Annotated in this window: 23 protein-coding genes; 6 read left to right on the forward strand and 17 right to left on the reverse strand. The window is 71.4% G+C overall.

Annotation, left to right across the window (positions count from 1 at the left end; translation table 11 throughout):
* The first annotated feature begins 28 nt into the window (after positions 1-28).
* Positions 29-496 (forward strand): hypothetical protein, encoded by a 468-nt coding sequence (locus tag CU254_RS26810; protein WP_009081071.1) that lies wholly within the window; start codon positions 29-31, stop codon positions 494-496.
* 2 nt (positions 497-498) lie between these two features.
* Here CU254_RS26810 and CU254_RS26815 read toward each other — a convergent pair whose 3' ends face one another.
* Entirely contained in the window at positions 499-1743 is a 1245-nt protein-coding gene (locus tag CU254_RS26815) for an NAD(P)/FAD-dependent oxidoreductase (protein WP_009081073.1), read from the reverse strand.
* 91 nt (positions 1744-1834) lie between these two features.
* Between CU254_RS26815 and CU254_RS26820 the strand changes: the two genes are divergently transcribed.
* Positions 1835-2458, forward strand: coding sequence for a TetR/AcrR family transcriptional regulator (locus CU254_RS26820; protein ID WP_009081075.1), 624 nt, complete (start codon positions 1835-1837; stop codon positions 2456-2458).
* Here the strand turns inward: CU254_RS26820 and proB are convergent.
* The 5 genes from proB to CU254_RS26845 all read right to left on the reverse strand — a co-directional run bounded on the left by proB (position 2455) and on the right by CU254_RS26845 (position 9147).
* Positions 2455-3561 (reverse strand): glutamate 5-kinase, encoded by a 1107-nt coding sequence (gene proB, locus CU254_RS26825; RefSeq protein ID WP_009081078.1) that lies wholly within the window; start codon positions 3559-3561, stop codon positions 2455-2457. The two genes, CU254_RS26820 and proB, sit on opposite strands and share 4 nt — an antisense overlap.
* The gene (gene obgE, locus CU254_RS26830; protein WP_009081080.1) at positions 3558-5081 is read right to left on the reverse strand and encodes a GTPase ObgE; all 1524 of its coding nucleotides are present in this window, start codon (positions 5079-5081) and stop codon (positions 3558-3560) included. Before obgE ends, proB begins: the two co-directional genes overlap by 4 nt.
* A 119-nt stretch (positions 5082-5200) precedes the next feature.
* Entirely contained in the window at positions 5201-5458 is a 258-nt protein-coding gene (gene rpmA, locus CU254_RS26835; protein ID WP_009081082.1) for a 50S ribosomal protein L27, read from the reverse strand.
* A 48-nt stretch (positions 5459-5506) separates the two neighbouring features.
* On the reverse strand, positions 5507-5821 hold the full coding sequence (gene rplU / locus CU254_RS26840; RefSeq protein ID WP_009081084.1) for a 50S ribosomal protein L21: 315 nt from the start codon (positions 5819-5821) through the stop codon (positions 5507-5509).
* A gap of 161 nt (positions 5822-5982) precedes the next feature.
* Positions 5983-9147 (reverse strand): translation initiation factor IF-2 N-terminal domain-containing protein, encoded by a 3165-nt coding sequence (locus tag CU254_RS26845; protein ID WP_009081087.1) that lies wholly within the window; start codon positions 9145-9147, stop codon positions 5983-5985.
* Positions 9148-9657: 510 nt separating this feature from the next.
* Here CU254_RS26845 and CU254_RS26850 point away from each other — a divergent pair.
* Entirely contained in the window at positions 9658-11088 is a 1431-nt protein-coding gene (locus tag CU254_RS26850; RefSeq protein ID WP_009081089.1) for a S8 family serine peptidase, read from the forward strand.
* Positions 11089-11307: 219 nt separating this feature from the next.
* Here the strand turns inward: CU254_RS26850 and CU254_RS26855 are convergent, their stop codons facing one another.
* The 4 genes from CU254_RS26855 to CU254_RS26870 are packed head-to-tail and all read right to left on the reverse strand — an operon-like array spanning position 11308 to position 14412.
* Positions 11308-12147, reverse strand: a complete 840-nt coding sequence (locus tag CU254_RS26855) for an ABC transporter permease (protein ID WP_037718014.1) — start codon at positions 12145-12147, stop codon at positions 11308-11310.
* A complete protein-coding gene (locus CU254_RS26860) occupies positions 12147-12950 on the reverse strand; it encodes an ABC transporter permease (protein ID WP_037714943.1) in 804 nt (267 codons plus the stop codon). The genes CU254_RS26855 and CU254_RS26860 overlap by 1 nt, the downstream gene beginning before the upstream one ends.
* On the reverse strand, positions 12950-13891 hold the full coding sequence (locus tag CU254_RS26865; protein ID WP_009081092.1) for an ABC transporter ATP-binding protein: 942 nt from the start codon (positions 13889-13891) through the stop codon (positions 12950-12952). The genes CU254_RS26860 and CU254_RS26865 overlap by 1 nt, the downstream gene beginning before the upstream one ends.
* Before the next feature lie 47 nt (positions 13892-13938).
* Positions 13939-14412: a MarR family winged helix-turn-helix transcriptional regulator gene (locus tag CU254_RS26870; protein WP_009081093.1), complete on the reverse strand. Its 474-nt coding sequence runs from the start codon at positions 14410-14412 to the stop codon at positions 13939-13941.
* A 58-nt stretch (positions 14413-14470) separates the two neighbouring features.
* On the opposite strand from CU254_RS26870, the gene CU254_RS26875 reads away from it, so the two are divergent.
* Complete coding sequence (locus CU254_RS26875; RefSeq protein ID WP_009081094.1) at positions 14471-14818, forward strand: hypothetical protein; 348 nt, start codon at positions 14471-14473, stop codon at positions 14816-14818.
* Positions 14819-14853: 35 nt separating this feature from the next.
* Here CU254_RS26875 and CU254_RS26880 read toward each other — a convergent pair whose 3' ends face one another.
* The 5 genes from CU254_RS26880 to CU254_RS26900 form a co-directional block, all read right to left on the reverse strand.
* Complete coding sequence (locus CU254_RS26880) at positions 14854-18189, reverse strand: phosphodiester glycosidase family protein (RefSeq protein WP_078560903.1); 3336 nt, start codon at positions 18187-18189, stop codon at positions 14854-14856.
* A gap of 124 nt (positions 18190-18313) precedes the next feature.
* Positions 18314-19039 carry a maleylpyruvate isomerase family mycothiol-dependent enzyme gene (locus CU254_RS26885; RefSeq protein ID WP_009081096.1) on the reverse strand — a complete coding sequence of 242 codons (726 nt, stop codon included), beginning with the start codon at positions 19037-19039 and terminating at the stop codon, positions 18314-18316.
* 136 nt (positions 19040-19175) lie between these two features.
* A complete protein-coding gene (gene ndk, locus CU254_RS26890; protein WP_009081097.1) occupies positions 19176-19586 on the reverse strand; it encodes a nucleoside-diphosphate kinase in 411 nt (136 codons plus the stop codon).
* A gap of 70 nt (positions 19587-19656) precedes the next feature.
* On the reverse strand, positions 19657-21216 hold the full coding sequence (locus CU254_RS26895; protein WP_037714945.1) for an alkaline phosphatase: 1560 nt from the start codon (positions 21214-21216) through the stop codon (positions 19657-19659).
* 97 nt (positions 21217-21313) lie between these two features.
* Positions 21314-21790 carry a GNAT family N-acetyltransferase gene (locus CU254_RS26900; protein ID WP_009081099.1) on the reverse strand — a complete coding sequence of 159 codons (477 nt, stop codon included), beginning with the start codon at positions 21788-21790 and terminating at the stop codon, positions 21314-21316.
* Between the two features lie 53 nt (positions 21791-21843).
* Between CU254_RS26900 and CU254_RS26905 the strand changes: the two genes are divergently transcribed.
* On the forward strand, positions 21844-22224 hold the full coding sequence (locus CU254_RS26905) for a VOC family protein (protein ID WP_009081102.1): 381 nt from the start codon (positions 21844-21846) through the stop codon (positions 22222-22224).
* On the opposite strand, the gene CU254_RS26910 is transcribed toward CU254_RS26905, so the two are convergent.
* Together CU254_RS26910 and CU254_RS26915 are read right to left on the reverse strand one after the other, a co-directional pair.
* Positions 22215-22577 (reverse strand): DUF4233 domain-containing protein, encoded by a 363-nt coding sequence (locus CU254_RS26910; RefSeq protein WP_050788480.1) that lies wholly within the window; start codon positions 22575-22577, stop codon positions 22215-22217. The genes CU254_RS26905 and CU254_RS26910 overlap by 10 nt on opposite strands.
* A 53-nt stretch (positions 22578-22630) precedes the next feature.
* On the reverse strand, positions 22631-24310 hold the full coding sequence (locus CU254_RS26915) for a folylpolyglutamate synthase/dihydrofolate synthase family protein (RefSeq protein WP_037714949.1): 1680 nt from the start codon (positions 24308-24310) through the stop codon (positions 22631-22633).
* Between the two features lie 169 nt (positions 24311-24479).
* Between CU254_RS26915 and CU254_RS26920 the strand changes: the two genes are divergently transcribed.
* A complete protein-coding gene (locus tag CU254_RS26920) occupies positions 24480-25112 on the forward strand; it encodes a bifunctional 2-polyprenyl-6-hydroxyphenol methylase/3-demethylubiquinol 3-O-methyltransferase UbiG (RefSeq protein WP_009081108.1) in 633 nt (210 codons plus the stop codon).
* Positions 25113-25122: the final 10 nt, after the last annotated feature.

Below are 25122 nucleotides of genomic sequence, written 5' to 3' on the forward strand. Positions count from 1 at the left end.
CTTCGGGCGCGAGAGAGGGGAGAATCTCGTGTCCCGCGACGATCCCGACTACACCCGCGCCCTCGCGCTGGTCGAGGAAGCAGTCTCCCGGCTGCGCGGCCCGATCCGGCGCGAACGGCGACGGCTGCGCTGGGAGCGGTGGTGCAAGCGTCCGTACTACCGCTTCGAACCGGACGGCAAGAAACCACAGCTCGTGCACCTCGCCGGACTGCGGGTGATTCCGTTGTGGACAATCGAAGGCCCCGGGATTGCCGAGCGTTGCCCGGTGCCCACGCGCCGCCGGTTCACGATCGGGTGGCGCTGGCTCGTGCGGCACGACTACGACGAGTACCGAGTGCCGATCTCGCTCGTCGCCGACGCGAGCGGCCAGGCCGTGCTGATCGCGCCGGGCGGCCGAACGTTCACCGCGGACGAAACCGGATGGCAAACCCTGGCCGCACTTCTGTACACGGAGTACGCCATGCCGCCGGGCGGACGCTGGTACAGCGCGGGCTGAGGTCAGCGGCGCAGCCTCCGCCGCAGCGAAAGTCCCGCTCCCACCGCGGCCATCGACGCACGCATGACTCCGCGACTGAAGCGGCTCTCGGTGACGAACTGTCCGGCGCTGCGCAGCGAACCGCGCACCTGCGGGTACGCGTACTTCCGCATCTGCCGCTCGTAGTCGGCCACTGCGGCGGTCACGTCGCCGCCGCGGGAAAGGTTGCGGCACAACACTTGTGCGTCACGGAGGGCGATGTTCGCGCCGATGCCGCGGAAGGGCGTCATGCTGTGCACGGCGTCGCCGAGCAGGGTGACCGGACCGGTTTCCCACTCGCGGACCGGCACCGACGTGCGGATCGGCAGCACGGCCACCGTCGCGTCCGGCGAATCCCGCACCAGGCGGCTGAACGCGGGATGCCAGTCGCGGAGCCGGTCGAGAATCAGCGCACGGAGCGCGGGAGGGTCCAATTCGGCGAGGCCGGCCGGGAAATGCGTGGCTTTCGCGCCGTAGGTCCACATCACGTAGCTGCTGGTGTTGTCGAACAGCACCGGGTCGACGGTCGCGGTCTCGTCGTTGACCGAAGCGGCCGGGAATTCGTGCGGTGCGGTGAACATCCCGCAGCCCGCCGGCGGCAGCACGAGCGTCGGGGCGGTCGCCAGTCGTCGCGGAAGCAGCGCGCGGGACTCTTCGGTCAGCGGGAATTTGCCGATGACGTTCCGGATTCCGGTGTCGACCCGCTTCGCGTGCGGCAACAACTGCGCGCGGACCCGGGAACTCGCGCCGTCCGCGCCGACGACCAGATCCGCCTCGGCAGTGGTGCCGTCCGCGAAATGCAGGCCGACGCCTTTGGCATCGGTCTCGTAGCGCACGAATTCCTTGTCGTACCAGAGGATTCCGTCCAGTCCGGACGACAGCACCTGGTGCAGCGAAATCCGGCTGACCGAATGGTGCGCGGCGGCCGGATTCGAGCTGGGCGGCGGGTCGAAGGCCGCCAACTCGCGCATCTTCTCGGTGACGAAACCGAACGTGCCCTCGCTTGCCCCCGTGGTGGCCAGGAACCGCTCCCACGCCGCCGGCGGAAGGCACTCGTGCAGCGCGGCGGAGCCCATCGGCGCGATGTGCACGCGGTAGCCCTGCAGCCGCTCGGTCCGCGTGCGGCTGCGCTCGTACACCGCCACCTCGATCCCCGCCCGGGACAGGCCGTGCGCCAGGCACAGTCCGCCGGTGCCGCCGCCCACTACCGCCACCTTGATCTTCTTCACGGTCGTTCCTCTCCTCGACTGGATCCAGAATCATCCATGCAGATGATTACGTCAACCCACAGGATGATTATCCGTCGGTTAGGCTGCTGAGGTGTCCGAGACGACCCCGCGCCGCGCGCCGCGCCCTGGCGAGCGTCAGCGCGATCCCGAACGCACGAAGGCTCGCATTTTCGAGGCGGCGAAAGCCGAATTCGGCAGCAAGGGGTACGCGGCCGCGCGGGTCAGCGACATCGCCCAGCGCGCCGGGGTGAACAAACAGCTGATCTCTTACTACTTCGGCGGCAAGGAAGGGCTGTACACCGAGGTCGCGAGCGAACCATTCGCCGGGTTCTCGTCGATGACCACTCCGGACCGTCCGCTCGCGGACGTGCTCGCGGACTTCGCCCGGAGCGGGCTCTCCGACCAGGACCAGGCCCGGTTGTTCCTGCGGGAGAACATGGCCGAGGGCGCCTCGAACGGAGCGGGCGCGCAGGCGCAGCGCGAGTTCCTGCAAGGCCAGCTCAAGTACATGCGCGCGCGGCAGGAAGCGGGCGACTTTCCGTCCGATGTGGACCCGAAGACGCTGCTCCTGATGCTGATGGCGGCGGCCAGCGCACCGACGGCGCTGCCCCGGGTCGCGGAAGCGCTCACCGGGGAGGACCCGTCGTCAGAGTCCTTTGTGGAGTATTACGCCGAGCAGTTGGCCCGGGTGGCTCGGCATCTCGCGGGGTCTTAGCGGCGGAGCGGGACGAGATCGTCCGCGTGGACGACCTCCCGGCGATGCTCCACCGGGACCTCGTGGCTCGACCGTCCGATCAACGCAGGCAGCTCCCCCGCGTCGAAGCCCACCACGCCGCGCGCTACCGGGACGTCTGCCGCGTCCACCAGGTCCACGACGTCGCCTGCTTCGAAATCGCCGTCCACGCCGGTGATTCCCGCTGCCAGCAGCGAGCGGCGGCGGAGGATCGCGCGGACCGCGCCGTCGTCCAGGCGGAGGCGGCCGGAGGTGTCGGCGGCGTACCCGAGCCAGAAGCGGCGGGCGGACAGGCGGGTGTCGGCGGGCGCGAACGCGGTGCCGACGTTCGCCTCGCGCAGCGCGTCCCCGGCGTCGGCGGCAGCGGCCAGCAGCACCGGGATTCCGGCGCCGGCCGCGGTGCGCGCCGCGGACAGCTTCGAGACCATGCCGCCGGTACCCAGGCCCGAGGACGACATGCCGACCGCGATGCCCTCCACATCGGACTCGCCGCGCACCTCGGTGATCTTGCGGGTCGCGCCGTCGCGCGGGTCGCCGTCGTACAGACCGTCTACATCGGACAGCAGGACCAGTGCGTCGGCGCCGACGAGGTGCGCCACCAAAGCAGCGAGCCGGTCGTTGTCGCCGAAGCGGATCTCTTGCGTGGCAACGGTGTCGTTCTCGTTCACGACCGGCACCGCGCCGAGCGCGAGCAGGCGGGAGAACGTGCGTTGTGCGTTGCGGTAGTGCGCGCGGCGGACGACGTCGTCCGAAGTGAGCAGCACCTGCCCGACCGTCAGCGAATAACGGCCGAACGATTCCGCGTACGCGTGCGCCAGCGCGAGCTGTCCGACGCTCGCCGCGGCCTGCTGGGTGGCCAGGTCGCGCGGGCGTTTGCCCAGCTTCAACGGCGCGAGCCCGGCGCCGATCGCGCCCGAGGACACGAGGACGATCTGCGCGTCGCGGGCCACGCGGTCCGCGATGGCGTCGACGAGCGCGTCCAGGCGAGCCACGTCGAGTCCGCTGCCCGCGGTGGTCAATGCCGAGGACCCGACCTTGACGACCAGCCGGCGGGCTTCCGCGATCTCCTGCCGCGTGCCGCTCACCGGTCGCGCTCCGCCTGCTCCTCGTCGTCCCACACGTCGTCCAGTTCGGCGTCGACGGACGGGGCGGCCTCCTCTTCGACCAGGTCCTCGTCCTCGCCGGTGCCGTCGCGGCGCACGCGGCGGGCTTCCTTGCGCTCGGACGCGCTGACGCGGTCGGTGCGCTCCAGCCGCACGTCCGTGCCGCGGCCGGACAGGTGCACCGCGACGCCCGGGGTCGAGGGCTGCCATTCGAACTGGATGTCGCCGATGGTGACCGGGCTGCCCGGGCGGGCGCCGTTCTTCGCCAGCGCCTCCTCGACGCCGAGCCGGTTGAGCCGGTCCGCGAGGTAGCCGACGGCCTCGTCGTTGGCGAAGTTCGTCTGCCGAATCCACCGCTCGGGGCGCGACCCGCGGACGATGAACCCGCCTTCCTCCTCCGGATCGCGCTCGACGGTGAACCCGCTGTCGTCGATCGCGTGCGGGTGCAGCACGATTTTCTCCGGCTCCAGCACCGGCTGCGCCTCGCGGTAAGCCTCGACGACCTCCGCCAGCGCGAAGGTCAGCTCCTTGAGGCCCTTGCGCGAAGCGGTGGACACCTCGAACACGCGCAGCCCGCGAGCCTCCAGGTCGGGGCGCACGAACTCGGCCAGCTCGGCGGCTTCCGGGATGTCGATCTTGTTCAGCACCACCACGCGCGGGCGTTCCTCGAGCTTGCCGCCCAGCCCCGGTGTGTAGCGGGCCAGCTCCTCCTCGAGAGCGTCCACATCGGACAGCGGATCGCGGCCGGGCTCCAGCGTCGCGCAGTCGACCACGTGCACCAGCACGGCGCAGCGTTCGATGTGGCGCAGGAAGTCCAGTCCGAGGCCGCGGCCCTCGGACGCGCCCGGGATCAGGCCCGGCACGTCGGCCATGGTGAACACCGACGACCCGGCGGTGATGACGCCGAGGTTCGGCACGAGCGTGGTGAACGGGTAGTCGGCGATCTTCGGCTTCGCCGCGGACAGCACGGAAATCAGCGACGACTTGCCCGCGGACGGGAAGCCGAGCAGGCCGACGTCGGCGACCGAACGCAGCTCCAGCACGAGGTTGCGGCTCTCGCCGGGCTCGCCGAGCAGCGCGAACCCGGGCGCCTTGCGGGCCTTCGACGCGAGCGCGGCGTTGCCGAGCCCGCCGCGGCCGCCCTGCGCGGCGACGAACCGGGTGCCGGGGGTGGTGAGGTCCGCGACGAGTTCGCCGTCCTCGGTGAACACGACGGTGCCCGGCGGGACCTTCATCTCGAGGCCCTCGCCCGCGGCGCCGTTGCGGTTGCTGCCCATGCCCATTTTGCCGTTGCCGGCGCGGGCGTGCGGACGGAAGTGGAAGTCGAGGAGGGTGTGCACGTTGGCGTCGACGACGAGCGTGACGTCACCGCCGTTGCCGCCGTTGCCGCCGTCCGGGCCGCCGAGCGGCTTGAACTTTTCGCGGTGCACCGAGGCACAGCCGTTTCCCCCGTCCCCGGCGGTCAGATGGATGACCGCGCGGTCCACGAACCGGGACGCCATGGTTCTGCCTCACTTCACGTGCGAAAAAAGTATCCGGACAAAAACAAACGAGGGGTGGTGCCGGAGTTATTCCGGTCCCACCCCTCGCTTGGAGGTTCTGACGCTGCCGAGACCGAAAATCAGGCCTCGACTGGCACGATGTTGACCGTCTTGCGGCCGCGCTTCGAGCCGAACTCGACCGCACCGGCAGCGAGCGCGAACAGCGTGTCGTCGCCGCCGCGGCCGACGTTCACGCCGGGGTGGAACTTGGTGCCCCGCTGGCGGATCAGGATCTCGCCCGCGTTCACCTCCTGGCCGCCGAAGCGCTTGACGCCCAGGCGCTGGGCGTTCGAATCACGACCGTTGCGGGAGCTGGACGCACCCTTCTTGTGAGCCATCGCTCAAGCCCCTTCTGGGAAAGTTTCGGTTTTCGAAGATCCGGAGAACTACTTGGAGATGCCGGTGACCTCGACGCGGGTCAGCTTCTGCCGGTGACCCTGGCGCTTGTGGTAGCCGGTCTTGTTCTTGAACTTGTGGATCCGGATCTTCGGACCCTTGGTCTGCTCGACGACCTTGCCGGTGACCGAGACCTTCGCCAACGCGTCGGCGTCCGTGGTGACCTCGCCACCGTCCACGAACAGCACGGCGGGGAAGGTGTGCTCGGTGCCCGGCTCGCCCTCGAGCTTCTCGACCTCTACGACGTCGCCAACGGCAACCTTGTACTGCTTGCCGCCGGTCTTGACGATCGCGTACGCCGACACGGAAGTCTCCTGCATTACTCGACAATGGGTTAGGGGGCTGGCGCGGCCGGCCCGCCCGAAGGCGGTCCAGGTGCTCGCGCAGCGGCTCATGCTTGCGATGAGCCGTACTACAGGTTACGGGAGGCCCCGGGCGCTGCTGCACCCGGGGTACCCGTGGTGGATCAGCTCTGCTCCGAAGCCTTCACCGGCGGCCCTGCCGGACGCGAAGCGGCGCGGCGCGGACGGCGCCGGGTGCTGCGCACGGCCGGGGCCGGGACGTCGACCTCGGGTTCTTCTTCGGAGGCCGCCTCGGCGGTCTCCTTCGGGGCCTCCGCCGCCGGCGCGGCCTCGCTGACCGCGGGCTCCGGCTGCGTCGGCTCCGGCTGCTGGACGGGGGCCGGGGCCTCCGTCTTGGGCTCGGGCTGCTGCTCACCCTGCTCGGACGGCTGTGCGGCCGTCTCCGGCTCCTTCGCCTCGGCGGCTTCCGGAGCGTGGTGCTCGTGCTTCGCCTTGGACGCGTTGGCCATGGCCTGCACCGCCGACACGACCGACTCGCGCTGCACCGGGGTCGGGGCCGGGGCGGCCGGCTCCGGCTTGGGCTCGTGGTGCTGCTCCTCGCCCTTGCCGCGGCCGCGGGACCGCCGCGAGCTCTTCGTGTCGCCGCCGCCGTGGCTGTGGCCGTTGTGCCCGTTGCCGCCGTTGTGGCCGTTCCCGGTGCCCCCGCCCGCGGTGCGCTGCGGTTCGGTGGAAACGACGACGCCGCGGCCCTTGCAGTGCTCGCACGGCGTGGAGAACGCCTCGAGCAGCCCGGTGCCGATCTTCTTGCGCGTCATCTGCACCAGGCCCAGCGACGTGACCTCGGCCACCTGGTGGCGCGTGCGGTCGCGGCCGAGGCATTCGGTGAGCCTGCGCAGCACCAGCTCGCGGTTGGACTCGAGCACCATGTCGATGAAGTCGATGACGATGATGCCGCCGATGTCCCGCAGCCGCAGCTGGCGGACGATCTCCTCCGCCGACTCCAGGTTGTTGCGGGTCACCGTCTCCTCGAGGTTGCCGCCCGAGCCGGTGAACTTGCCGGTGTTGACGTCGATGACGGTCATCGCCTCGGTGCGGTCGATGACCAGGTAGCCGCCCGAGGGCAGCCACACCTTGCGGTCGAGCGCCTTCGTGATCTGCTCGTCGATCCGGTGGTCGGCGAACGCGTCGCCGTTGCCGGTGTAGCGCTTGAGCCGGTCGGTCAGGTCGGGCGCGACGTGCTGCACGTAGCCGTGGATGGTCTCCCACGCGGTCGAGCCCTGGACCTCCAGCTTCGCGAAGTCCTCGGTGAACAGGTCGCGCACGACCTTCACCAGCAGGTCCGGCTCCTCGTACAGCATGGTCGGGGCGCCGCCCTTCTTGGCGGACCCGGCCGAGGCCTTCTCCTTGATGACGTCCCACTGCGCCTTGAGCCGCTGGACGTCCCGGTCGAGCTCCTCCTCGCTGATGCCCTCCGACGCGGTGCGGATGATGACGCCCGCGTCCTCCGGGACGATCCGCTTGAGGATGTCCTTGAGCCGGCGCCGCTCGTTCTCCGGCAGCTTGCGGGAGATGCCGGTGGCCCCGCCCGCGGGGACGTAGACGAGGAAGCGGCCGGGCAGCGAGATCTGCGTGGTCAGCCGGGCGCCCTTGTGCCCGACCGGGTCCTTCGTGACCTGCACCAGCACGCTGTCGCCGGTGGACAGCGCCTGCTCGATCTTGCGCGCCTTGCCTTCCAGGCCGGCGGCGTCCCAGTCGACCTCGCCCGCGTAGAGCACGGCGTTGCGGCCGCGGCCGATGTCGATGAACGCGGCCTCCATGCTGGGCAGCACGTTCTGGACGCGGCCGAGGTAGACGTTGCCGACGATCGAGCCGGTGCCCGACGACGTCACGAAGTGCTCGACCAGCACGCCGTCCTCGAGCACGGCGATCTGCGTGGAGTCGCCCTTCTCGGCGACGACCATGGTGCGGTCGACCGACTCGCGGCGAGCGAGGAACTCGGCCTCGGACAGGATCGGGGCGCGGCGGCGGCCCGCCTCGCGGCCGTCGCGGCGGCGCTGGCGCTTGGCCTCCAGCCGCGTGGAGCCGCGGACGCTGCGCACCTCGTCGCGCGCCGGGCGCTCGGCCTCGGCGGCCTTGGCCTGGCGGACGTGCGTGACGGTGTTCGGCGGGTCGTCGCTGCCGGTCGTCTCGGCCGCGTCGTCCTCCCCGCCCTTGCGGCGGCGGCGACGGCGGCGGCGCTTGGTGCCGCTCTCGGACTCGGCGTCGTCGTCGGAGTCCGCGTCGGCTTCGCCCGCCTCGTCCGGCTTCTCGGTCTTGTCCTTGCTGTCCTTGCCGTCTTTCGACTGCTGGACCTGCTGGTCTTCGGAGGTTTCGTCCTCGTTCTCGGACTGGGCCTCGTCGCCGCCCTTGCCCCGGCCGCGGCCGCGACGGCCGCGACGGCGCCGGCGGCGGCCGCCCGCGTCGTCGTTGTCCTCGTCGGAACGCTCGTCGCGAGCCTCGTCCGAGGTTTCCTCCTCGGCGGCGCTCTCGGTCCGGCCCGGACGCTCGGCCTGCGCGGGAGCCTCGCCGACGCCGAACAACGGCTCCGGCTTGCTCCGCGCCGGCTGCGCGGGCTCGGGCGGCAGGAAGACCGGCGAGGGCGCGGCGAAGACCGGCACGTGCACCGGGCCGCGGGCCGGGGTGGCCTGCTCGGTTTCCTGCTGTTCGGCCGGGATCGCGGGCGCGACGGCCCGGCGGGCCCGACGGGTGCGGGTGCGCTTCTCGCCGGACTCCGGAGCGGCTTCCGGCTCGGCGGTCTCGGCGGCGGACGGGCCGGCCGGGGTCGCCGCCGCCGCGGCGGCCTCCTGCTCAGCGGCGGGTTCCGAAGCCTGCGCGGCAGCGGCTTCCGGAGTGCCGGACTCGGGCGAAGCGGCGTCCTCCGCGGCGGCGGTTTCCGGAGCGGCGTCCGCGGTCTCCTGGGCAGCGGCAGCCGGGGCGGCCTCGCTGTCCTGGGCCTCGGCGGCCGGCTGGCTGGCGGCCTGCCCGGCGGCTTCGTTCCCGGCGGTCGCGCCCTGGTCGGCGGCCTCGGCGGCGGTGTCGCCCGATCCGGCGGCCTCCGCGTCGAGGATGACGGCCACGCGGTGCGCGACCTCCTTGGTCACGCTCGACTGGGCGCTGCGGGGGCTCTCCCCCAGCTCGGCGAGCTTGCCGAGCAGGTCGCGGCTGCTCAGGCCGAGCAGCTTGGCCAGCGCGTGCACGCGGATGCGCGGCGGCAGCTCGCCCAGCCTGCTGGTCGTGGGTGCGGCGGTATTCCCGCCGGTCTGATCGGCGGGTGTGTCCGCGTTCGACATATGTCTCCTCCGCCCCCGGGCGCGTCAGCCGGTTCGCACCGGTGATGACGCGGCCGCGCAGGGGCCCTTTCTGTTCCGTGCCCGCCGTGGTGGTGACCAGCGGCGGGAATCCTGCTGGCAGCCGTGCGGTCCGCCGGGTCGGCGGCCGCTCGGTTCCTGGTCTGCTCGGCGGGGTGCCGGCCTGCTCGCGACCCCCGGGCCACCCGCCACGACATCGACCTTGGCCCGGCCTCCCGGGGGCGACGCGCGTGGTGCCGGTCCGGCACTCCTCCGGGCCGCTCACGACGCGGGCGGGATGCCCGTCGGCGCAGCGGCCACCGCGAGTATCCCACACCCGGGGGGACACCCGGTGTAGTCGGTGCCCCGCGGCAGGCGCCCGGGCGTGCCGCGATCATGCGCCCGGGCGAACTTCCGCGGTTCGCTTGTCGCGCCGGGCCCGGGGTGGTTAGCGTGCGGGCTCGGGCGCTCGCGCGGGCGCCCGGCAGAGCCCCGCGCACGGTGGGAGGTCCGGTGTCTGTGCTGGCGCGGCCGCTGCGGGCGGCCGTGTGCTCGCTGCTGGTCCTCGCCGGCTGCGCCGCGGTCTCCCCCGCCGCCGACGCGAGTCCCGGATGCTCCTCCGGCGGCCGGGAGGTGCGCTACGTCGTCGCGTTCGACCGCGGCACCCCGGAATCTTCCGCCCGCCAGCAGACGAGCGCCGGCTGCGGGCAGCTCGTCGGCTACTACCCGCAGATTTCCGTGGCGGTCGTCACGTCAGCCGATCGGGCGTTCGCGGACCGGCTCGGCCCGGAGCGGGCCTTCAGCGCGCAAGCCACCCGGACGGCCGCCGAACAGCCGGGCGCCGCCGCCCAGCCCGCGCGCGCCGCGCTGCCGCTCAGCGACCCGGCGCGGGTGTCCACGTCGGACCTGTCCTCGCAGCAGTGGGACATGAACCTGATCAACGCGCCGGCCGCGCACCAGGTCACCGGCGGCAGCCGTTCGGTGGTCGTCGGCGTCTTGGACTCCGGCGTCGACCCGAAGCATCCCGACCTCGCGGCGGCGATCGACCCGGACGATTCGGCGGGCTGTCTCACCGGCGTCCCGGACCCGAGCCCGGCCGCGTGGCAGCCGACGACCTCGGCGCACGGCACGCACGTCGCGGGCATCATCGCCGCGGCCGACGACGGCAAGGGCATCACCGGCGTCGCCCCCGGCGTGCGGATCGCCTCGGTGAAGGTGATCGACGACCGCGGTTACGCCGACCCGGAGGCGGCGGTCTGCGGGATCATGTGGTCGGCGGCGCGGCATCTGCCGATTGCCAACAGCAGCTGGTTCGTGAACCCGTGGTCGCTGTCCTGTGTGCGCGGCAACGACCGCGGCGTGGTGCACGAAGTGCTGGCGCGGGCCGTGGAGTACGCGACTTCGCAGGGCACGCTGAACGTCGCCGCCGCGACCAACGAGGCGGTCGACCTGACGCCGTCGGCCCATTCGGGTTCGCCCTCCGCCGCCGGGAAGTGCGAAGCACTGCCTGCCGGGCTGCGCGACGCGGTGACGGTGTCGGCGATCAGCCAGGACCGGGTGAAGTCGGGCTACAGCTCGTACGGCCTCGGTGTGGTCGATGTCACGGCCCCGGGCGGCGACGACGACCGGTGCGTGGTTTCGACCGTGCCGGGCGGATACGCGCCGATGTGCGGGACGTCGATGGCCGCGCCGCACGTCGCCGGAGTGCTGGCGTTGCTGAAGTCGGTGCACCCCGCGTGGACCGCCGCCGAACTGCGCCGAGCCCTGGACTCCCGCGCGACGCCGATGCCGTGCCCGGACAACTACGACCTGACCGGCGACGGCGCGCAGGACGCCTACTGCTCCGGCTATGACGGATACAACGGCTTCTACGGGCACGGTCTCGTCGATGCCCGTTCCGCGGTGGCACCCGCGCAGACCGGACTGCCCAGCCCCTCCCGCTGACCCGACACCCCTAAGTCAGCAGCAGCTTCACGATCCTCCTTGTCGCGCCCCAGATTCCGATCCCGGCGAGCACCAGCAGACCTGACCGGCGGCGGCACGCAAGACGACGCTACGGCTCCGGCCACGACAGCTCCTACGCCCACGGCCTCATCGACGCCCGTTCCGCGGTGGCCCCCGCGCAGACCGGACTGCCCAGCCCCTCCCGCTGACCCGACACCCTCAAGTCAGCAGCAGCTTCGCGATCCTCCTTGTCGCGCCCCAGATTCCGATCCCGGCGAGCACCAGCAGGTACGCGAGGTTGCCCAGCATGCTCCAGGAGAAGATGCCGGTCGCGAGCCCGCGCATCAGCTCGATCCCGTGGTACAGCGGGAAGCAGCGGACCAGCCACTGCAGTGCCTCCGGGTAGACCGTGAGCGGGAAGAACGTGGTGGAGAACAGGAACATCGGCATCAGGACGAGCTGGATGTAGTCGAATTGCGACGTCGACTTCAAGAAGCTGACCAGCGCGATGCTGATCGCGGCGAACGCGAACGACACGAGCAGCGCGGCGGGCAGGAGCAGCAGCGCCCACCATGACGTGAGCAGCCCCATGACTCCGGTGACCGCCAGGAACGCGACCGAATACAGGCCGCCGCGGATCATCGCCCACGCGATCTCGCCGAGCGCGACGTCGAGCGGGCCGACCGGGGTCGCCAGCATCGCGTCGTAGGTTTTGGCGTAGCGCAGTTTGAAAAACAGGTTGTACGTGCACTCGAAGACCGCGCCGTTCATCGCCGACGACGCCAGCAGCGCGGGCGCGACGAACGCGACGTAGCTCATCGGCTGGCCGTCCGGCCCGGCCACGGTGGTGACCAGTTTGCCGAAGCCGACCTGGAACGCGAGCAGGTAGAACAACGGCTCGAGCGCGCCCGACACGAGCATCGTCCACGAGCGTCCGTAGACGGTGAGCGCGCGTTCGATCAGCGCGGTCGCCCGGCCGCTGTACATGCCCGCGGGCAGGACGCGGAGCAGAATCCCGCGCCGCTGCGGGAGAATCGGGGCTTCTCGCAGATCGGTCATCACGCCACCAGCCGTCGGTAGAAGCCGCGGTGCGCGATCGTCCAGCCGACCGCGACCAGCACCGCCAGGTACGCGACGTGCCCGAGCACCGGGAGCAGTTCGCGCCCGCCGAGCGTGGCGGCGCGCGAGAGTTCGGTGCCGTGCCACAGCGGGGAGATCCAGGCCAGCCAGCGCAGGTACAGCGGCAGTTGGGAGATCGGGAAGAACGTGCCGGAGAACAGCGTCATGGGGATGACGACGAAGCGGAAGACCAGCCCGATCCGCTGTCCCTCGTCGAAGGTCCACGCCGCCATCCCGGCCATTAGCGAACCGCAGGCGAGCCCGGTGAGGACGCCGACGAGGATCACCAGCAGCGCTCCCGCGTTCGCCCAGGCGCCGAACAGCAGCGCGACGAACGCGTAGACGGTGCCGGAAAGTGCGAGCCGCAGGCTGGTCCAGATCTGGTGGCCGCCGAGGACCTGGCCCGGCGACACCGGCGTCGCGGTGACCGCCAGATAGTCCTTCTGCCATTTGAATCCGCTGAGCACCGGATAACTCGATTCGCTGACGCCCTGCTGCGCGGCGCCGGCCACGAGCAGCGCCGGGGCGACGTAGACGAGGTAGGACACCCCGCCGGTCGCCGGACCGGCCTTGACCTGCGAACCGAAGCCGAGCCCCATCGCGGCGAGGAACAGGACCGGCTGCAGGCCGGTGGAGTAGAGCGTGCTGAGCCAGTGCCTGCGGTACCAGGTCCAGTAGCCCTCGACGCGCAGCCAGGCGCCGTGGAACCGGCCGACCACGCGGCCGGTGGCGGGTGCGGTCATCAGTCCACCAACGTCCGGCCGGTGAGGCGGAGGAAGACGTCCTCCAGGGAACTGCGGCGGACCAGGCTCGACAGCGGGCGCAGGCCGCGTTCGTGCGCGCGCTCGAGCGTGGCCTCGCCGGTCATCGTGTAGAGCAGCACCCGGTCCGGGAGGACTTCGACGCGTTCGGCCAGCCCGTCGAGCCGGTCGGCCGCGCCCTGCTGCTCCCCCGGCGCGAACCGCAGTTCGACGACTTCCCGGGTGGAATGCCGCGCGATCAGCTCGGCGGGCGAGCCTTCGGCGGCGATCCGGCCGCCGTCCATGACGACCAGCCGGTCGCAGAGCTGTTCGGCTTCGTCCATGTAATGCGTGGTGACGATCAGCGTCGTGCCACGCGCCTTGAGCCGGAAAAGCCGGTCCCACAACAGATGCCGCGCCTGCGGATCGAGCCCGGTGGTCGGTTCGTCGAGCAGCAGCAGTTCCGGGTCGTTGACCAGCGACCGGGCGATGGTGAGCCGCCGTTTCATGCCGCCGGACAGCGAATCGACCGGTTTCTCGGCCCGGTCGGACAGCTGCGCGAACTCCATCAGCTCGACGGCTTTCTTCCGCACGTGCGCGCGGGAAAGGCCGAAATAGCGCCCGTAGACGTGGAGGTTCTGCCGCACGGTCAGCTCCACGTCGAGGTTGTCCTCCTGCGGCACGACGCCCAGGCGCGCGCGGATCCGCGGCCCGTCGACGTCCGGGTCCATGCCGAGGACGCGCAGATCGCCGTCGGTGCGCGGGGACACGCACGCGATCATCCGCATCGTCGACGACTTCCCGGCGCCGTTGGGCCCCAGGAAGCCGAACGCCTCCCCCGGCCGCACCTCGACGTCGATGCCGCGTACTGCCTCGAATTCTCCGAACCGTTTGACCAGCGCCTTCGCTTGCACGAGCGCGGGTCCCGATGCCGACTCTCCCACGAGGAACGACAGTAGAGGGAGGCACCGACAATTCTCGACCGGTTTGCTCAGCGGCCGGGCGGCTCCACCGCTCCGATCGCCCGCCACAACGTCTCCCGGCACCGGTCCAGCTCCTCGCGCCCGACCGCGTCGGCCATCCGGGATTCCAGTACGCGAACCGCTTCCGCCGCCGCCTCCGCCAGCTCCCGCCCGGCCGCGGTGAAATCGACGAGTTTCGCCCGGGCGTCGGCCGGATCCTCGCGACGGCGGAGATAGCCCCACGCGACGAGTTCGTCGATCACCGGCCCGGTCGTCTGCTTGGTCGTCCCGAGAAGCCGGGCGACGGCGACCGCCCGCGCCGGTCCGTCTTCCAGCGACGCGAACACCCGCAGGTGGACCGCGCGGATCCGGGCGTCGCGCTGCTGCACCCCGGCGAGCACGCCAGCGGTCACCGCCTGGGCGAGCCGCCGGGCCAGCGCGCCGAGCCGCGACGAGCCGGTCAGCGCGACGAGGGCGGGCGGCTCCGGAGGACTGCTTGACACACCCGTCAGGCTACCTTACTTTTTTGGTCAGGTGACCTGACTGTTTGGAGGACCGGCCGTGCTGCTCTCCCCCGCGGTTTCGCAGACCCGTTCCCGGCTGCTCGGCTCGGTCCTCGCCCTGTCGGCGGTGACCCACGTGAGCCAGCTGGCCGTCTACGGAACCGGTTCGGACACCGTCGGATCAGCGGCCTTCGGGGTCCTTTACGCGGTGATCGCGGCGGGAGTGTTCCGGCGAGCGCGGCCGTTCTTCCTCGCGGCCGCGGTCTTCCCGGCGATCGGCGGGCTGCTGGGGCTCTACCGGCTGGTCGCCGTCCACCCCAACCCGTTCAGCGTGTTCCACCCGATCCTCGACGTCGTGATCGTTCCGCTCGCGATCAGCCTTTGGCGCGGCACCGCGAGGAAATAGCGGGGCGGCCCGAAGACCGCCCCGCCCGTCACACCTCAGCGCACCGTCACCGGCACCGAGCGGGTCGCCCCGTTCACCGTCACCGAGATCTCCGCCGTTCCCGGACGCAGGCCTCGCACCGTTCCGGTGGCCGGGTCGAGAGAAACCACGTCCCACGGCGCGGGCGGCCAGCTGCCGATGTGCACCCCGCGGCCGCCCCACACCGCGCTCACCGGGTATGCCACCGGAATCGACCGGCCCTCCTGAGTAACCGCGGCGGTCACCTTTCCGGTCCCGCCCCAGGAAAGAGTGCCCGGACCGGTCACGGTCAGCGCGTCGACGTTCGGACGCGTCTCGAACCGCACCGGCTGGCTGCGGTCCGAAGGGTCGACCTGCACCAGGGTCCAGCCGGCGAAACCGCCGTCGCCAGGAGCCGCGGCAGGGGTCTTGCCCGAGTTGCCGTTCACCAGGTACGGCACGCCGTCCGTGCGCGACAGGCCGAACACGCCCGCGTGCGAGGCCAGCGAAGCAGCGGGTTTGCCGGACTTTTCCTCGAAACCGGTCAGCCACGTCTGCAGCAGCGCGGCCTCTTTCCGGTCGCCCAGCTGCGAATTCCCGGTCGGGCTCGGGTCCTTCACCGGATGGTGCATCGCGACGACCACACCGCGCACCGAACGGTCCCGCGCCGCGTTGTCGAGCGCCTCGCGCAGCATGCGGACCTGGTCGAATCCGCCCGCGCGCAGCGAGCCGCGCGAGGAATCCAGCAGGATCAGCCGGACGCCGTGGACGTCGACCACGCGGTGCGTTTCCCCGAAGGCGTCCTGGAAGTTCTTCAGGCCGTTGCCGCCCTCCGCCTCGTGGTTGCCGGGGACGTAGTACCAGGGGACGCGGCCGTCCAGCTCTTCGGTGATGATCTTGCGGGCCAGGACGAAGTCCGGCGCGGTCCCGCGGTCGACGAAATCGCCGTTGATCAACACGAGATCCGGTTTCGCCGCAACGGCTTCGCGCAGCGCCCGGCGAGCCTGGGCGACGAGCGGACCGTCCGGGGCGTCGGCGGTGAACTGCGCGTCGCTGACGACGGCGATCTTGAGGCCGCCCTTGCCGAGCGTGCCGTTGGCGACCAGCGCCGGGTCCGGGACGGCCGGATCGTGCGGCACCGCAGTGGTCGGCGCGACCTCGAAGGTGAGGTCGTTGAACACCAGTTTGCCCTCGTATTGCTTGTCCGCCACGGTTTCCACGGCATAGAACCGGGTGAGGCGCTGTCCGTCCGGCAGTCCGGCGGGAACCACGGCGGTCACGTACCGCCAGCCGGTCCAGTCGACACTCCGCGAAAGGTCCACAATGGACGCCGTGTTGGCGCCGTCGCGGAGTTCCGCGCGGATCCAGGCGCCCTTGCCGTCGCCGTTGATCCACATGCCGATCTTCTGCGTGCCCGCTGGGACTGGGATCGGGTTGGCGGCGTTGACGTACGCGGCGCGGGTGGCGGTGGTGCCGGTGAGCCGGTAGTCGAGCGCGAGGCCCTTGCCGCCGTTGCGTCCGTCCGCCGACGACAGCGCGGCGCCGACGACAGCCGGGTACACCGTGGCGGACCAGCCTTCGGGACCGGCCAGCGGAGCCGCGACCTTCGCTTCAGTGCCCACCGAAGCCGCCAGGTGCATGGTCTTCCCGCCCGCGTGGACCGTGATCGCGGTGGCCCCGGAAGCGGTCTTCGCGCTGACCGCGAAACCCTTGCCCGCGGGCTCGATCTTCACCACGGCGGGGTCGTATTCGAGCTTCACGTCCGACGGTTCGATCCAGGTGCCGTAACCGTCCGCGTCGTAGCCGTAGACCTGGAACTCGCCGCGCGCCTCCGCACCGGAAAGCGCGACCTGCTTGGTGCTCGCGCCGAGGCGGACCGGCGTGCCCAGCACGGTCAGCTTCGTGCGGCCGTTGACGAAGTTCTGGTGCGCGGTGACCGTCACGTCGGCTCGCGCGTCCGGGTGCAGGAAGTCGGGGTGTGCGGTGAAAACGTTCTTCGTGACCGTGCCGCGGAACGGATTCGACGTGGTCCAGAACGGCCGCGACGCCACTGCGGCGCCCGTCTCGTCGTGTCCGTTCGGCACGAGCGCGCGGCTCAAACCGGACAGCACGCGCGTCGAATTGTCGCCCTCCTGCGCGGGGGCGGGCGCGAAGCCGGTCAGCCGTCCGCTGCCGGGCACGGTCGCGACGCCGATGCCGTTGGGCACCAAGCGTTCTCCGCCGTCCGAAGGCGAGTTGCGCACCGACGGCGCGGCTTCTCCTTCGCCGCGGGCGAGCAAGGTCGAGGAGCCGCCGCCGTCGAGGTTGATCGCGTCGTCGGCGCCGAGCCGCTTCAGCTGCCGGGCCATTTCCAGCTCGGTCATGCCACGGCTGTCAGCCTGGCGGCCATCGACGGTGACGAGCCACATCCGCTTGCCGTCCGCGGAAAAGCCGACGCCGGTCCGCGGGGCGAGGGTGACGTCGTCGAGCTGCTGCAGCTGTCCGTCCTTCAGCAGCGTCTTGTTCCCGCCGACCGCGACCGCGATCTTGCCCGCGTCGGTCCGCGGCGCGTACGAAACACCCACGCGGTCACCGACGTGCAGCGTCGACAACGCGTCCGCGCCGGCTTCGCGGCCGAGCAGCAGCGTGCTGCCCGCCGGAATCGGACCGTCCGCAGGATTCGGACGCACCTGCGTCACGACACCGTCGCGGATCTCGACCTCAAGAACCTTCTGCGCACCGGCAACCGACGTCGCGCGCGCTGAAGCGCCCCAGAGCGATGTGTAAACGCCGAGAGCGTCCTTCGCGAGCACCGGGCTGTTGAAGTTCGTGGCGGGGACAGCGCGGCCGTCCGGCAGGGTGACCGACGCTTCGAGGAAGATGTCGGCGAGCTTCGCTCGACCCTGGTCGGTGATCGCCGCGGTGGTGTTGTGGCCGGAAGCGGGCGCGTTGTGCAGCTCGCCCTTGTCGATGCCGACGCCGAGCGGCGCGCCGGAGGCGTTGATGTCGAAGAAATCGCCGTTCACGCCCGCGACCGCACCGGCGCGAGCGACCTGCTGGGACAGCGGGGTGCGCGCGGAAACGGTGCCCGGACTGAGGTAGGTCGGCTTCAGGACCTTGCTGGTGAGGTCGACGCTCAGCGCGTCGCCGCGGATCCAGCCTTTCGGGTCGAAGCGGTCGAACTGAGTGAGGTTCAGACCAGGCGCCACCGCGTTGGTGGCGCTGCTGGTCTCGAGGCCGTCGTCGGCGGCGGGAGCCGCGGCGACGGCCGGGGCCTCCCGGGACGAGGAGAAGGCGGAGGCGCTCTCGACCGGCGGCGAGCCGAGCGGAGCGGAGAGCGGGTCGGCATGCGCCGGCGTGGCCAGCGGCAGCACCAGCAGGGCGCTGAGCAGCACGGATCTTGATCTTTTCACCAGGTACCCCACAGTCGCGAAAATGGCTCAGCTCAGCCAAATCCATCGGCGCGACCGCGGGAAGTCCCTCCGGTGAACGGGACCTGAATGGCGCAGGATTATCCGCTCAGGGAGTCATGCGCGCGGCGAGAAACTCCTTCGCGACGCCTTCGTCGCCAGCGATCTCGGGCTGTGCGTCGGAGCGATTCCACAGCAGCACTAGCAAATCCTGCGCCGGTGCGGTGACGGTGGCGACCGCTTCGCCCTCGCCCAGCTCGGGCGGTTCGCCGGGCACGACGGTCCACGCATGCCCGGTGTCGGCGGTGCGCAAGGTGATCGGCGCGGCCAGCGGAACCTCGTGCTTCCAGCGGTCGACGCGCGGCAGCATCGTGCCGAGCACCTCGTGGACACCGTCGGCGGCGATCAACGGATCAAGCTGCGTCGTTAGGCCGCGTGCGCCGAACAGATCGACCAGATGCACGGCAGTTTCATGCACCTGACGGCGGAACCAGAACGCCTTCGTCTTCTCCGCGGCCCCGAAAACCCAGCACGCGTCGGCGGGATCGGCCGCTTCGAGCGCGTCCAGCAGCTCGGCCGCGCTCTCGGCGTACCAGGGCGCGAGGTCGTCGCCCGGCGAGACGTCGAATTCCTGCTTGCTCAGCTCCCCGGTCCGGACAATCCCGGCGGCCCATCGGTGCACGTTGCCGAGGTGCGTGACGAGGTCGCGCTTGGTCCAGTCGCCGCAGTGCGGGACCGGATTGTCGAGATCGCCCGCGGCTTCCGCGGCGAAGGCCGCGGTGAGCGAGCGCAGATGGGGCAGGTAGTCGCGCGGCGGCAGCGGCAGAGCAGTCACCGGTGGAGGTTAACCGATCCGCTGGGTTCCGGGCACCGTCCTGCGCGTCGACGGCGGCACCGGGGTCCAGGAAAAACACGAACGCCGGGCCGGAACCGAAGTCCCGGCCCGGCGTCGCGGGGGGTCTAGCTCCGGATCACAGGTCCGGGAACCACAGCTTCAGCTCGCGCTCGGCCGACTCCGGCGAGTCCGAGCCGTGCACCAGGTTGTACTGGGTCTCCAGCGCGAAGTCGCCGCGCAGGGTGCCCGGGGTGGCCTTCTCGACCGGGTCGGTGCCGCCGGCCAGCTGGCGGAACGCGGCGATCGCGCGTGGGCCCTCGACGGCGATCGCGACGAGCGGGCCGGACGTGATGAACTCCAGCAGGTCGCCGAAGAACGGGCGCTCCTTGTGCTCCGCGTAGTGCTCCTCGGCCACCGAGCGCTCGACGGTGCGCAGTTCCAGCGCGGCCAGCTTCAGGCCCTTGCGCTCGATGCGCGAGACGACCTCGCCGACGAGGCCGCGCGCGACGCCATCGGGCTTGACGAGGACCAGCGTGCGTTCAGTCACGACGGTATTTCTCCTTGTGCGGATTCGTGTTATTCGGCGGTGAGCCTATCCGACGCCCTTTCCGGGCCGGTCAGCGCCGCTGCGGCCGCAGCGTCTTCGACCACAGCGAGGCCCCGGTCGCGTCGCGCAGGTCGACGGTCAGCTCCCCGCTCGCACCGTCCACATTCACCTCGCCGAAGTGCTGGAATCCTTGCACCGGCGAGGAATTCTGCGTCTGCGGGGCATGCACGAACACCGCTTCCGGGCCGAACGTCGGGTCCAGTTTGTTCGGGCCGAAGGCACCGGCGTTGAGCGGGCCGGAGACGAATTCCCAGAACGGGTCGAAGTCCTGGAACGCGGCCCGCTCGGGCGAATAATGGTGCGCGGCGGTGTAGTGCACGTCGGCGGTCAGCCACACGACATTGCGCACGCGGTGGCGCGCGATCTGGCTCAGCACCCAGGCGAGTTCGGTCTCGCGTCCGCCGGGCGCGCCGGGCAGTCCGTTGGCGACCGCCTCGATGTCCTTGCCGTCCGGGACGACGAGGCCGATCGGCATGTCCGCCTGGACGATCTTCCAGGTCGCGGTGCTCCGCCGGAGGGCGTCGGCCAGCCAGCGGGCCTGCGCGTCGCCGAGGATGTGGCCCGGCTTGGTCTGGTCCGAGGTGTTGGCGTCGCGGTAGGTGCGCATGTCGAGCACGAACACCTCGACCCGGCTGCCGTAGCGGAAGTTCCGGTAGACCCGGCCGTCGACGGCCTGGCGGCGGTCGATCGGATGCCATTCGTGGAACGCCTGGAACGCGCGCTGGGCCAGGACGTCGGCCCGCTTCTCGGTGTATTCGGGGCGGTCGTTGAGGATTTCGCCCGGGTACCAGTTGTTGACGACCTCGTGGTCGTCCCACTGGACATAGGCGGGAACTTCCGCGGCGAACCGGCGGAAGTTCGCGTCCAGCCGGTTATAGGCGTGCTGGCCGCGGTATTCGTCGAGGGTTTCGGCGACCTTCGACTTTTCCGGCGTCACGATGTTGTGCCAGGTGCCCCCGCCGCCGGGGAGCGTGACGGTTTCGGTGAGCGGGCCGTCGGCGTACACCGTGTCGCCGCTGTGCAGGAAGAGGTCCGGACGGCGGTCGGCCATCGCGGAGAAGATCGTCATGCCGCCGAGTGCCGGGTTGATGCCGTAGTTCTGGCCCACGACGTCGCCGCTCCACAGGATCCGCGTGTTCGCGCGGCCGACCGGCGCGGTGGCGAAGCGGCCCGCGACCGGTTCGCTCGCGCTGCGGCCGTCGAGGTCCACGGCGGTGACGCGGTAGTGGTACTCGGTGCCCGGAGCCAGCCCGGCGACGCGCACCTTTCCGGTGCCGCCGGTGGCCGGCGTGACGAACGGGCCGGGCACGCGGCGGGCGTGCCGGAACGACGGGTCGCGCGCGACCTCGACCGTCAGCCGCGCCGGGCGGTCGGCCCGCGACCACACGATGCCGGAGCCGGTGGTCACGTCCCCGGACGCGACGCCGTGGGCGAGCACCGGACGGTCGCGGCGGACGAGCGGGGCGGCCGAGGCGGCGCCCGGCAGCAGCAGCCCGCTCGCCGCGGCGAGCGCGGGGACGGCGATTCCGGCTTTGAGCACGGAGCGGCGGGAAGGGGTCGTTTCGGTCATGGCGGTCGTTCTATCCGGCGACCACGGCCAAGCGGCCAACTCGGGCTGACCGCCGGGTGAACGCCTCACTCGTCAGGAGGAAGCTCACAACCGGTCGTCACGCTCGGTGCGCTTCCCGAACCATCTCGTGCTCGCAGGGGCCTTCCGGGGCTGGACGCGCCACGAACCCGTGCCGCCGGTACAGGGCAAGCGCGTGCTCGTTGCCGCCCGCGACGCGCAACGCCAGCTCGCTCGCCCCACGCCCCTCGCTCCAGCGCACCACGGCCCGGACGAGCGCGTCCCCGACTCCCCTGCCGCGCGCCGGCGGAGCAACCCACATCGAAAGCAGCTCCGCTCGGTCGCCGCGTTCGGAAAGGTGCCCGCTGACCATGCCCGCCGGAACGCCGTCGAGGTCCGCCAGGACGTTGAGCGACACGTCGCGCAGCCGCGCCCGCCAGCGCGGTTCGGCGTCGTTTTCGCCTTGCCAGTCCGCGAGTGCGGAGCTGAACGCCTCCGGGTTCTCGCGCAGCGCGGCCAGCCGGAGGTCGCGCCACTCCGCCCAGTTCTCCGCGCTCAGCTCGCGCACCACGATCACACTTGCACCGTCGCCGTGGCGGCCGGGCCGTTACATCGGAATAGGGTGAAATCATGCGCATCGACCGGCTCGACCACCTCGTCCTCACCGTCGCCGACCTCGGCGCGACGGTCGATTTCTACACCCGCGTCCTCGGCATGACCGAGGTGACGTTCGGGCCCGGGCGCAAGGCGCTGGCGTTCGGCACGAGCAAGATCAACCTGCACGAGGCCGGGCGCGAATTCGAGCCCAAGGCGGACCGGCCGACGCCGGGCAGCGCGGATCTGTGCCTGATCACGAGCGATTCGCTGGAGCAGGTTGTCGAAGAGCTGGCCGGGGCCGGGGTGCCGATCGAGGAGGGCCCGGTCGACCGCACGGGCGCGACCGGGCCGATCCGCAGCGTGTACTTCCGCGACCCCGACCGGAATCTGATCGAGGTCAGCGTCTACCGCTGAGCCTGCGGCTGCTGGCTCGGCAGCGTCCCCGCGGCCATCCGGCGTGCGACGTCCCGGCGCAGCCAGAGGAACCACAGGAACGCGGCCAGGAAGATGATGCCGATGATCGCGATCGCCGGCTGCGTGATGCCGACCGCGATGATCGCCAGCTGCAGCAGCAGGATCACCGGCACCGCCCAGACGTGCTTGAGCATTCCGCACAGCACGATCAGCACCACCGCGAGCGCGATGACCGTCCAGCCGGTGAAGCTCGTGATGCCGCCGCCGAGTTTCGCGACGACCGGCAGCGCGAGGGCGACGGTGATCGCCTCCATGATCAGCGTGCCCGCCATGACGCCGCGAAAGCCCTTCATCGGGTCTTTCGCGGGCGGCTTGACCGGCGTATCGGGCGTTTCCGGGGTCTCGCTCACGCTGGCTCCTTCCCGAACAGCGTGCGCGCGTCGCCCGCGGTGACCACCGATCCGGTCACCAGCACGCCGCCGCCCGCGAGCGGTTCCTCCGGGTCGTCGTTCTGCTCCACGAGGCCGATCGCGGTCTCGATCGCGGTCTCCAGATCCGGTTCGGCGAGCACGCGGTCCTCGCCGAAGATCGACGCGGCCAGCTCCGCCAGGTCCTCGACCGGCAGCGACCGCGGCGACGAACTGCGCGTGACCACGACGTCCGACACCACCGGCTCCAGCGCGTCCAGGATGCCGCGCGCGTCCTTGTCGGCCAGCACGCCGACGACCGCGACGAGCCGGCGGAAGTTGAACTCGTCGGCGATCGTCGTGGCGAGCGCCCGCGCGCCCATCGGGTTGTGCGCGGCGTCGACGAGCACCGCCGGGGCGGCCCGCACGCGTTCGAGCCGGCCCGGGTTCTCGACCTCGGCGAACGCCTCGCGCACCGCCTCCACGACGAGCTGTTTGTCTTTGCCCGCCCCGAAAAACGCCTCGACGGCGGCCAGCGCGAGCGCCGCGTTCGCGGCCTGGTGCGCGCCGTGCAGCGGCAGGAAGATCTCGTCGTAGACGCCGCCGAGGCCCTGCAGCTTCAGCATCTGCCCACCGACCGCGACCTCGCGTTCGAGCACGCCGAACTCGCTGCCCGCGCGCGCCACCGCGGCGTCGACCTCGACCGTGCGTTTCAGCAGGACGTTCAGCACCTCGGGGTCCTGCTCGCCGATCACCGCGACCGATCCGGGCTTGATGATCCCGGCCTTCTCCGCGGCCGCGTCGGCGGGCGTCGGGCCGAGGTATTCGGTGTGGTCCAGCCCGATCGGCGTGATGACCGCGACCTGGGCGTCGGCCACGTTCGTCGCGTCCCACGCGCCGCCCATGCCCGCCTCGAGCACCGCGGCCTCGACCGGCGCGTCGGCGAACGCGGCGAACGCCATCCCGGTGAGCACCTCGAACTTGCTCATCGGCACGCCGTCCTCGCTCGCGCCGTCGACCATCGCCACGTACGGCGCGATGTCCTGGTACAGCTCGGCGTAGCGGGCGGCGGAGACCGGACGGCCGTCGAGCGCGATCCGCTCGGTGACGAGCTGCAGGTGCGGGCTCGTGTAGCGGCCCGAGCGCAGGCCCATGCGGGTCAGCAGCGAATCGACCATCCGCGCGACCGAGCCCTTGCCGTTCGTGCCCGCGACGTGCACCACCGGGTAGCCGTGGTTCGGCTCGCCGAGCAGCGTCATCAGCGCCTGGATCCGGGCGAGCGACGGTTCGAGCTTCGTCTCCGGCCAGCGCTGGTTCAGCTCGGCCTCGGCGGCCATCAGGTCGCGGCGGGCCTCCGGGCCGTTCTCGTCGCCGAACTCGGCGGGCGCGCCCTCGTCGTCGAGTTCGTGCAGCTCGGCGCCGTCTTCGGGACGCAGGTCCGGGACCGGGCCGAGCGCCAGGTTGTCGCCGAGCTGGCCGATGCCGCCGATGCCGCCGCGCGAACCGCCGCCGACGGTGTAGGCCGCGTCGGGCGCGTCGAGGTCCGGCTCCAGCTCGTTGCCGGGGTCGTCCTCGTCGTCGCTGTGCGCGAGCGCGCCCAGTTCGTCGACCCCCGCGAAACTGTCCGGATCGGCGAGATCCGGACGCCGGGTCTCCTCGGGCTCCTCACCGCGCGGCACTCGTGCACTCCTTGAAGTCGCTGTCCCGGCGCGGTCGCGCGACCGGGAAGACCAGGCGAAAGGTTCGGCCTGGCACACCGTCGAGCGTACCCGGGGCCGCCTCGCGCCCGACGGCCCCGGGGCGTCGGTCGCGATCACGCCCGCGGCGATCCGTGGCAAGGTCGGGCGCATGCCCTTCGACCACAACCACCACTACCACCCGGCCCTGCTCCGGCTCCTGCCGCCAGGCCCCGGACGCGCCCTGGACGTCGGCTGCGGAGACGGCCGCTTCGCCCGCAAACTGGCCGCCGCCGGAATGACTGTCGAAGGCATCGACACGTCGGCCGAAATGATCGCCCGAGCCACCGTCACCGGCTCCCCCGGACCCGGCACAGTGGAATACCGCCGTGCAGACATCACCACCGAACCGCTGGAACCCGAGTCCTACGCCTATATCTCCGCCCTGGCCTCGCTGCACCACGTCCCGTTCGAAACCGTCACGAGACTGCGCGACGCCCTCGCCCCCGGAGGCGTCCTGGCCGTTCTCGGCTGCGCCCGCCCCAGCCGTCCTGGCGATTACGCCCGCGAACTCGTCGCCGTCCCCGCGAACGCACTGGCGAGGCTGCTCGTCTTCGCCGGAGACCGCCTCAACGGCGGCCCGGACCCGGTCGCCAAGGCCCCGGTGCACCTGAAATTCCCGCCGCTGAACGACGTCCGCCGGGACTCGGCGCGCCTGCTCCCCGGCAGCACAGTCCGCCCGCTGCTGTTCTGGCGGTACCTGCTGACCTGGCGGAAACCCACGGATCACCCCGCAGCCGGGTGAAAACCGGCCC

This window comes from Amycolatopsis sp. AA4, from assembly GCF_002796545.1.
Classification (GTDB): Bacteria; Actinomycetota; Actinomycetes; order Mycobacteriales; family Pseudonocardiaceae; genus Amycolatopsis.

Bases quoted from the DNA above. Each gene is read 5' to 3' on its own strand.
- obgE (WP_009081080.1), bottom strand. From the start codon at position 5,081: ATGGCGTCCCGGTTCGTGGACCGCGCGGTCATCCATCTGACCGCCGGG.
- rpmA (WP_009081082.1), bottom strand. From the start codon at position 5,458: ATGGCTCACAAGAAGGGTGCGTCCAGCTCCCGCAACGGTCGTGATTCG.
- CU254_RS26845 (WP_009081087.1), bottom strand. From the start codon at position 9,147: ATGTCGAACGCGGACACACCCGCCGATCAGACCGGCGGGAATACCGCC.
- CU254_RS26855 (WP_037718014.1), bottom strand. From the start codon at position 12,147: ATGACCGATCTGCGAGAAGCCCCGATTCTCCCGCAGCGGCGCGGGATT.
- CU254_RS26860 (WP_037714943.1), bottom strand. From the start codon at position 12,950: ATGACCGCACCCGCCACCGGCCGCGTGGTCGGCCGGTTCCACGGCGCC.
- CU254_RS26895 (WP_037714945.1), bottom strand. From the start codon at position 21,216: ATGACCGAAACGACCCCTTCCCGCCGCTCCGTGCTCAAAGCCGGAATC.
- CU254_RS26905 (WP_009081102.1), top strand. From the start codon at position 21,844: ATGCGCATCGACCGGCTCGACCACCTCGTCCTCACCGTCGCCGACCTC.
- CU254_RS26910 (WP_050788480.1), bottom strand. From the start codon at position 22,577: ATGAAGGGCTTTCGCGGCGTCATGGCGGGCACGCTGATCATGGAGGCG.
- CU254_RS26920 (WP_009081108.1), top strand. From the start codon at position 24,480: ATGCCCTTCGACCACAACCACCACTACCACCCGGCCCTGCTCCGGCTC.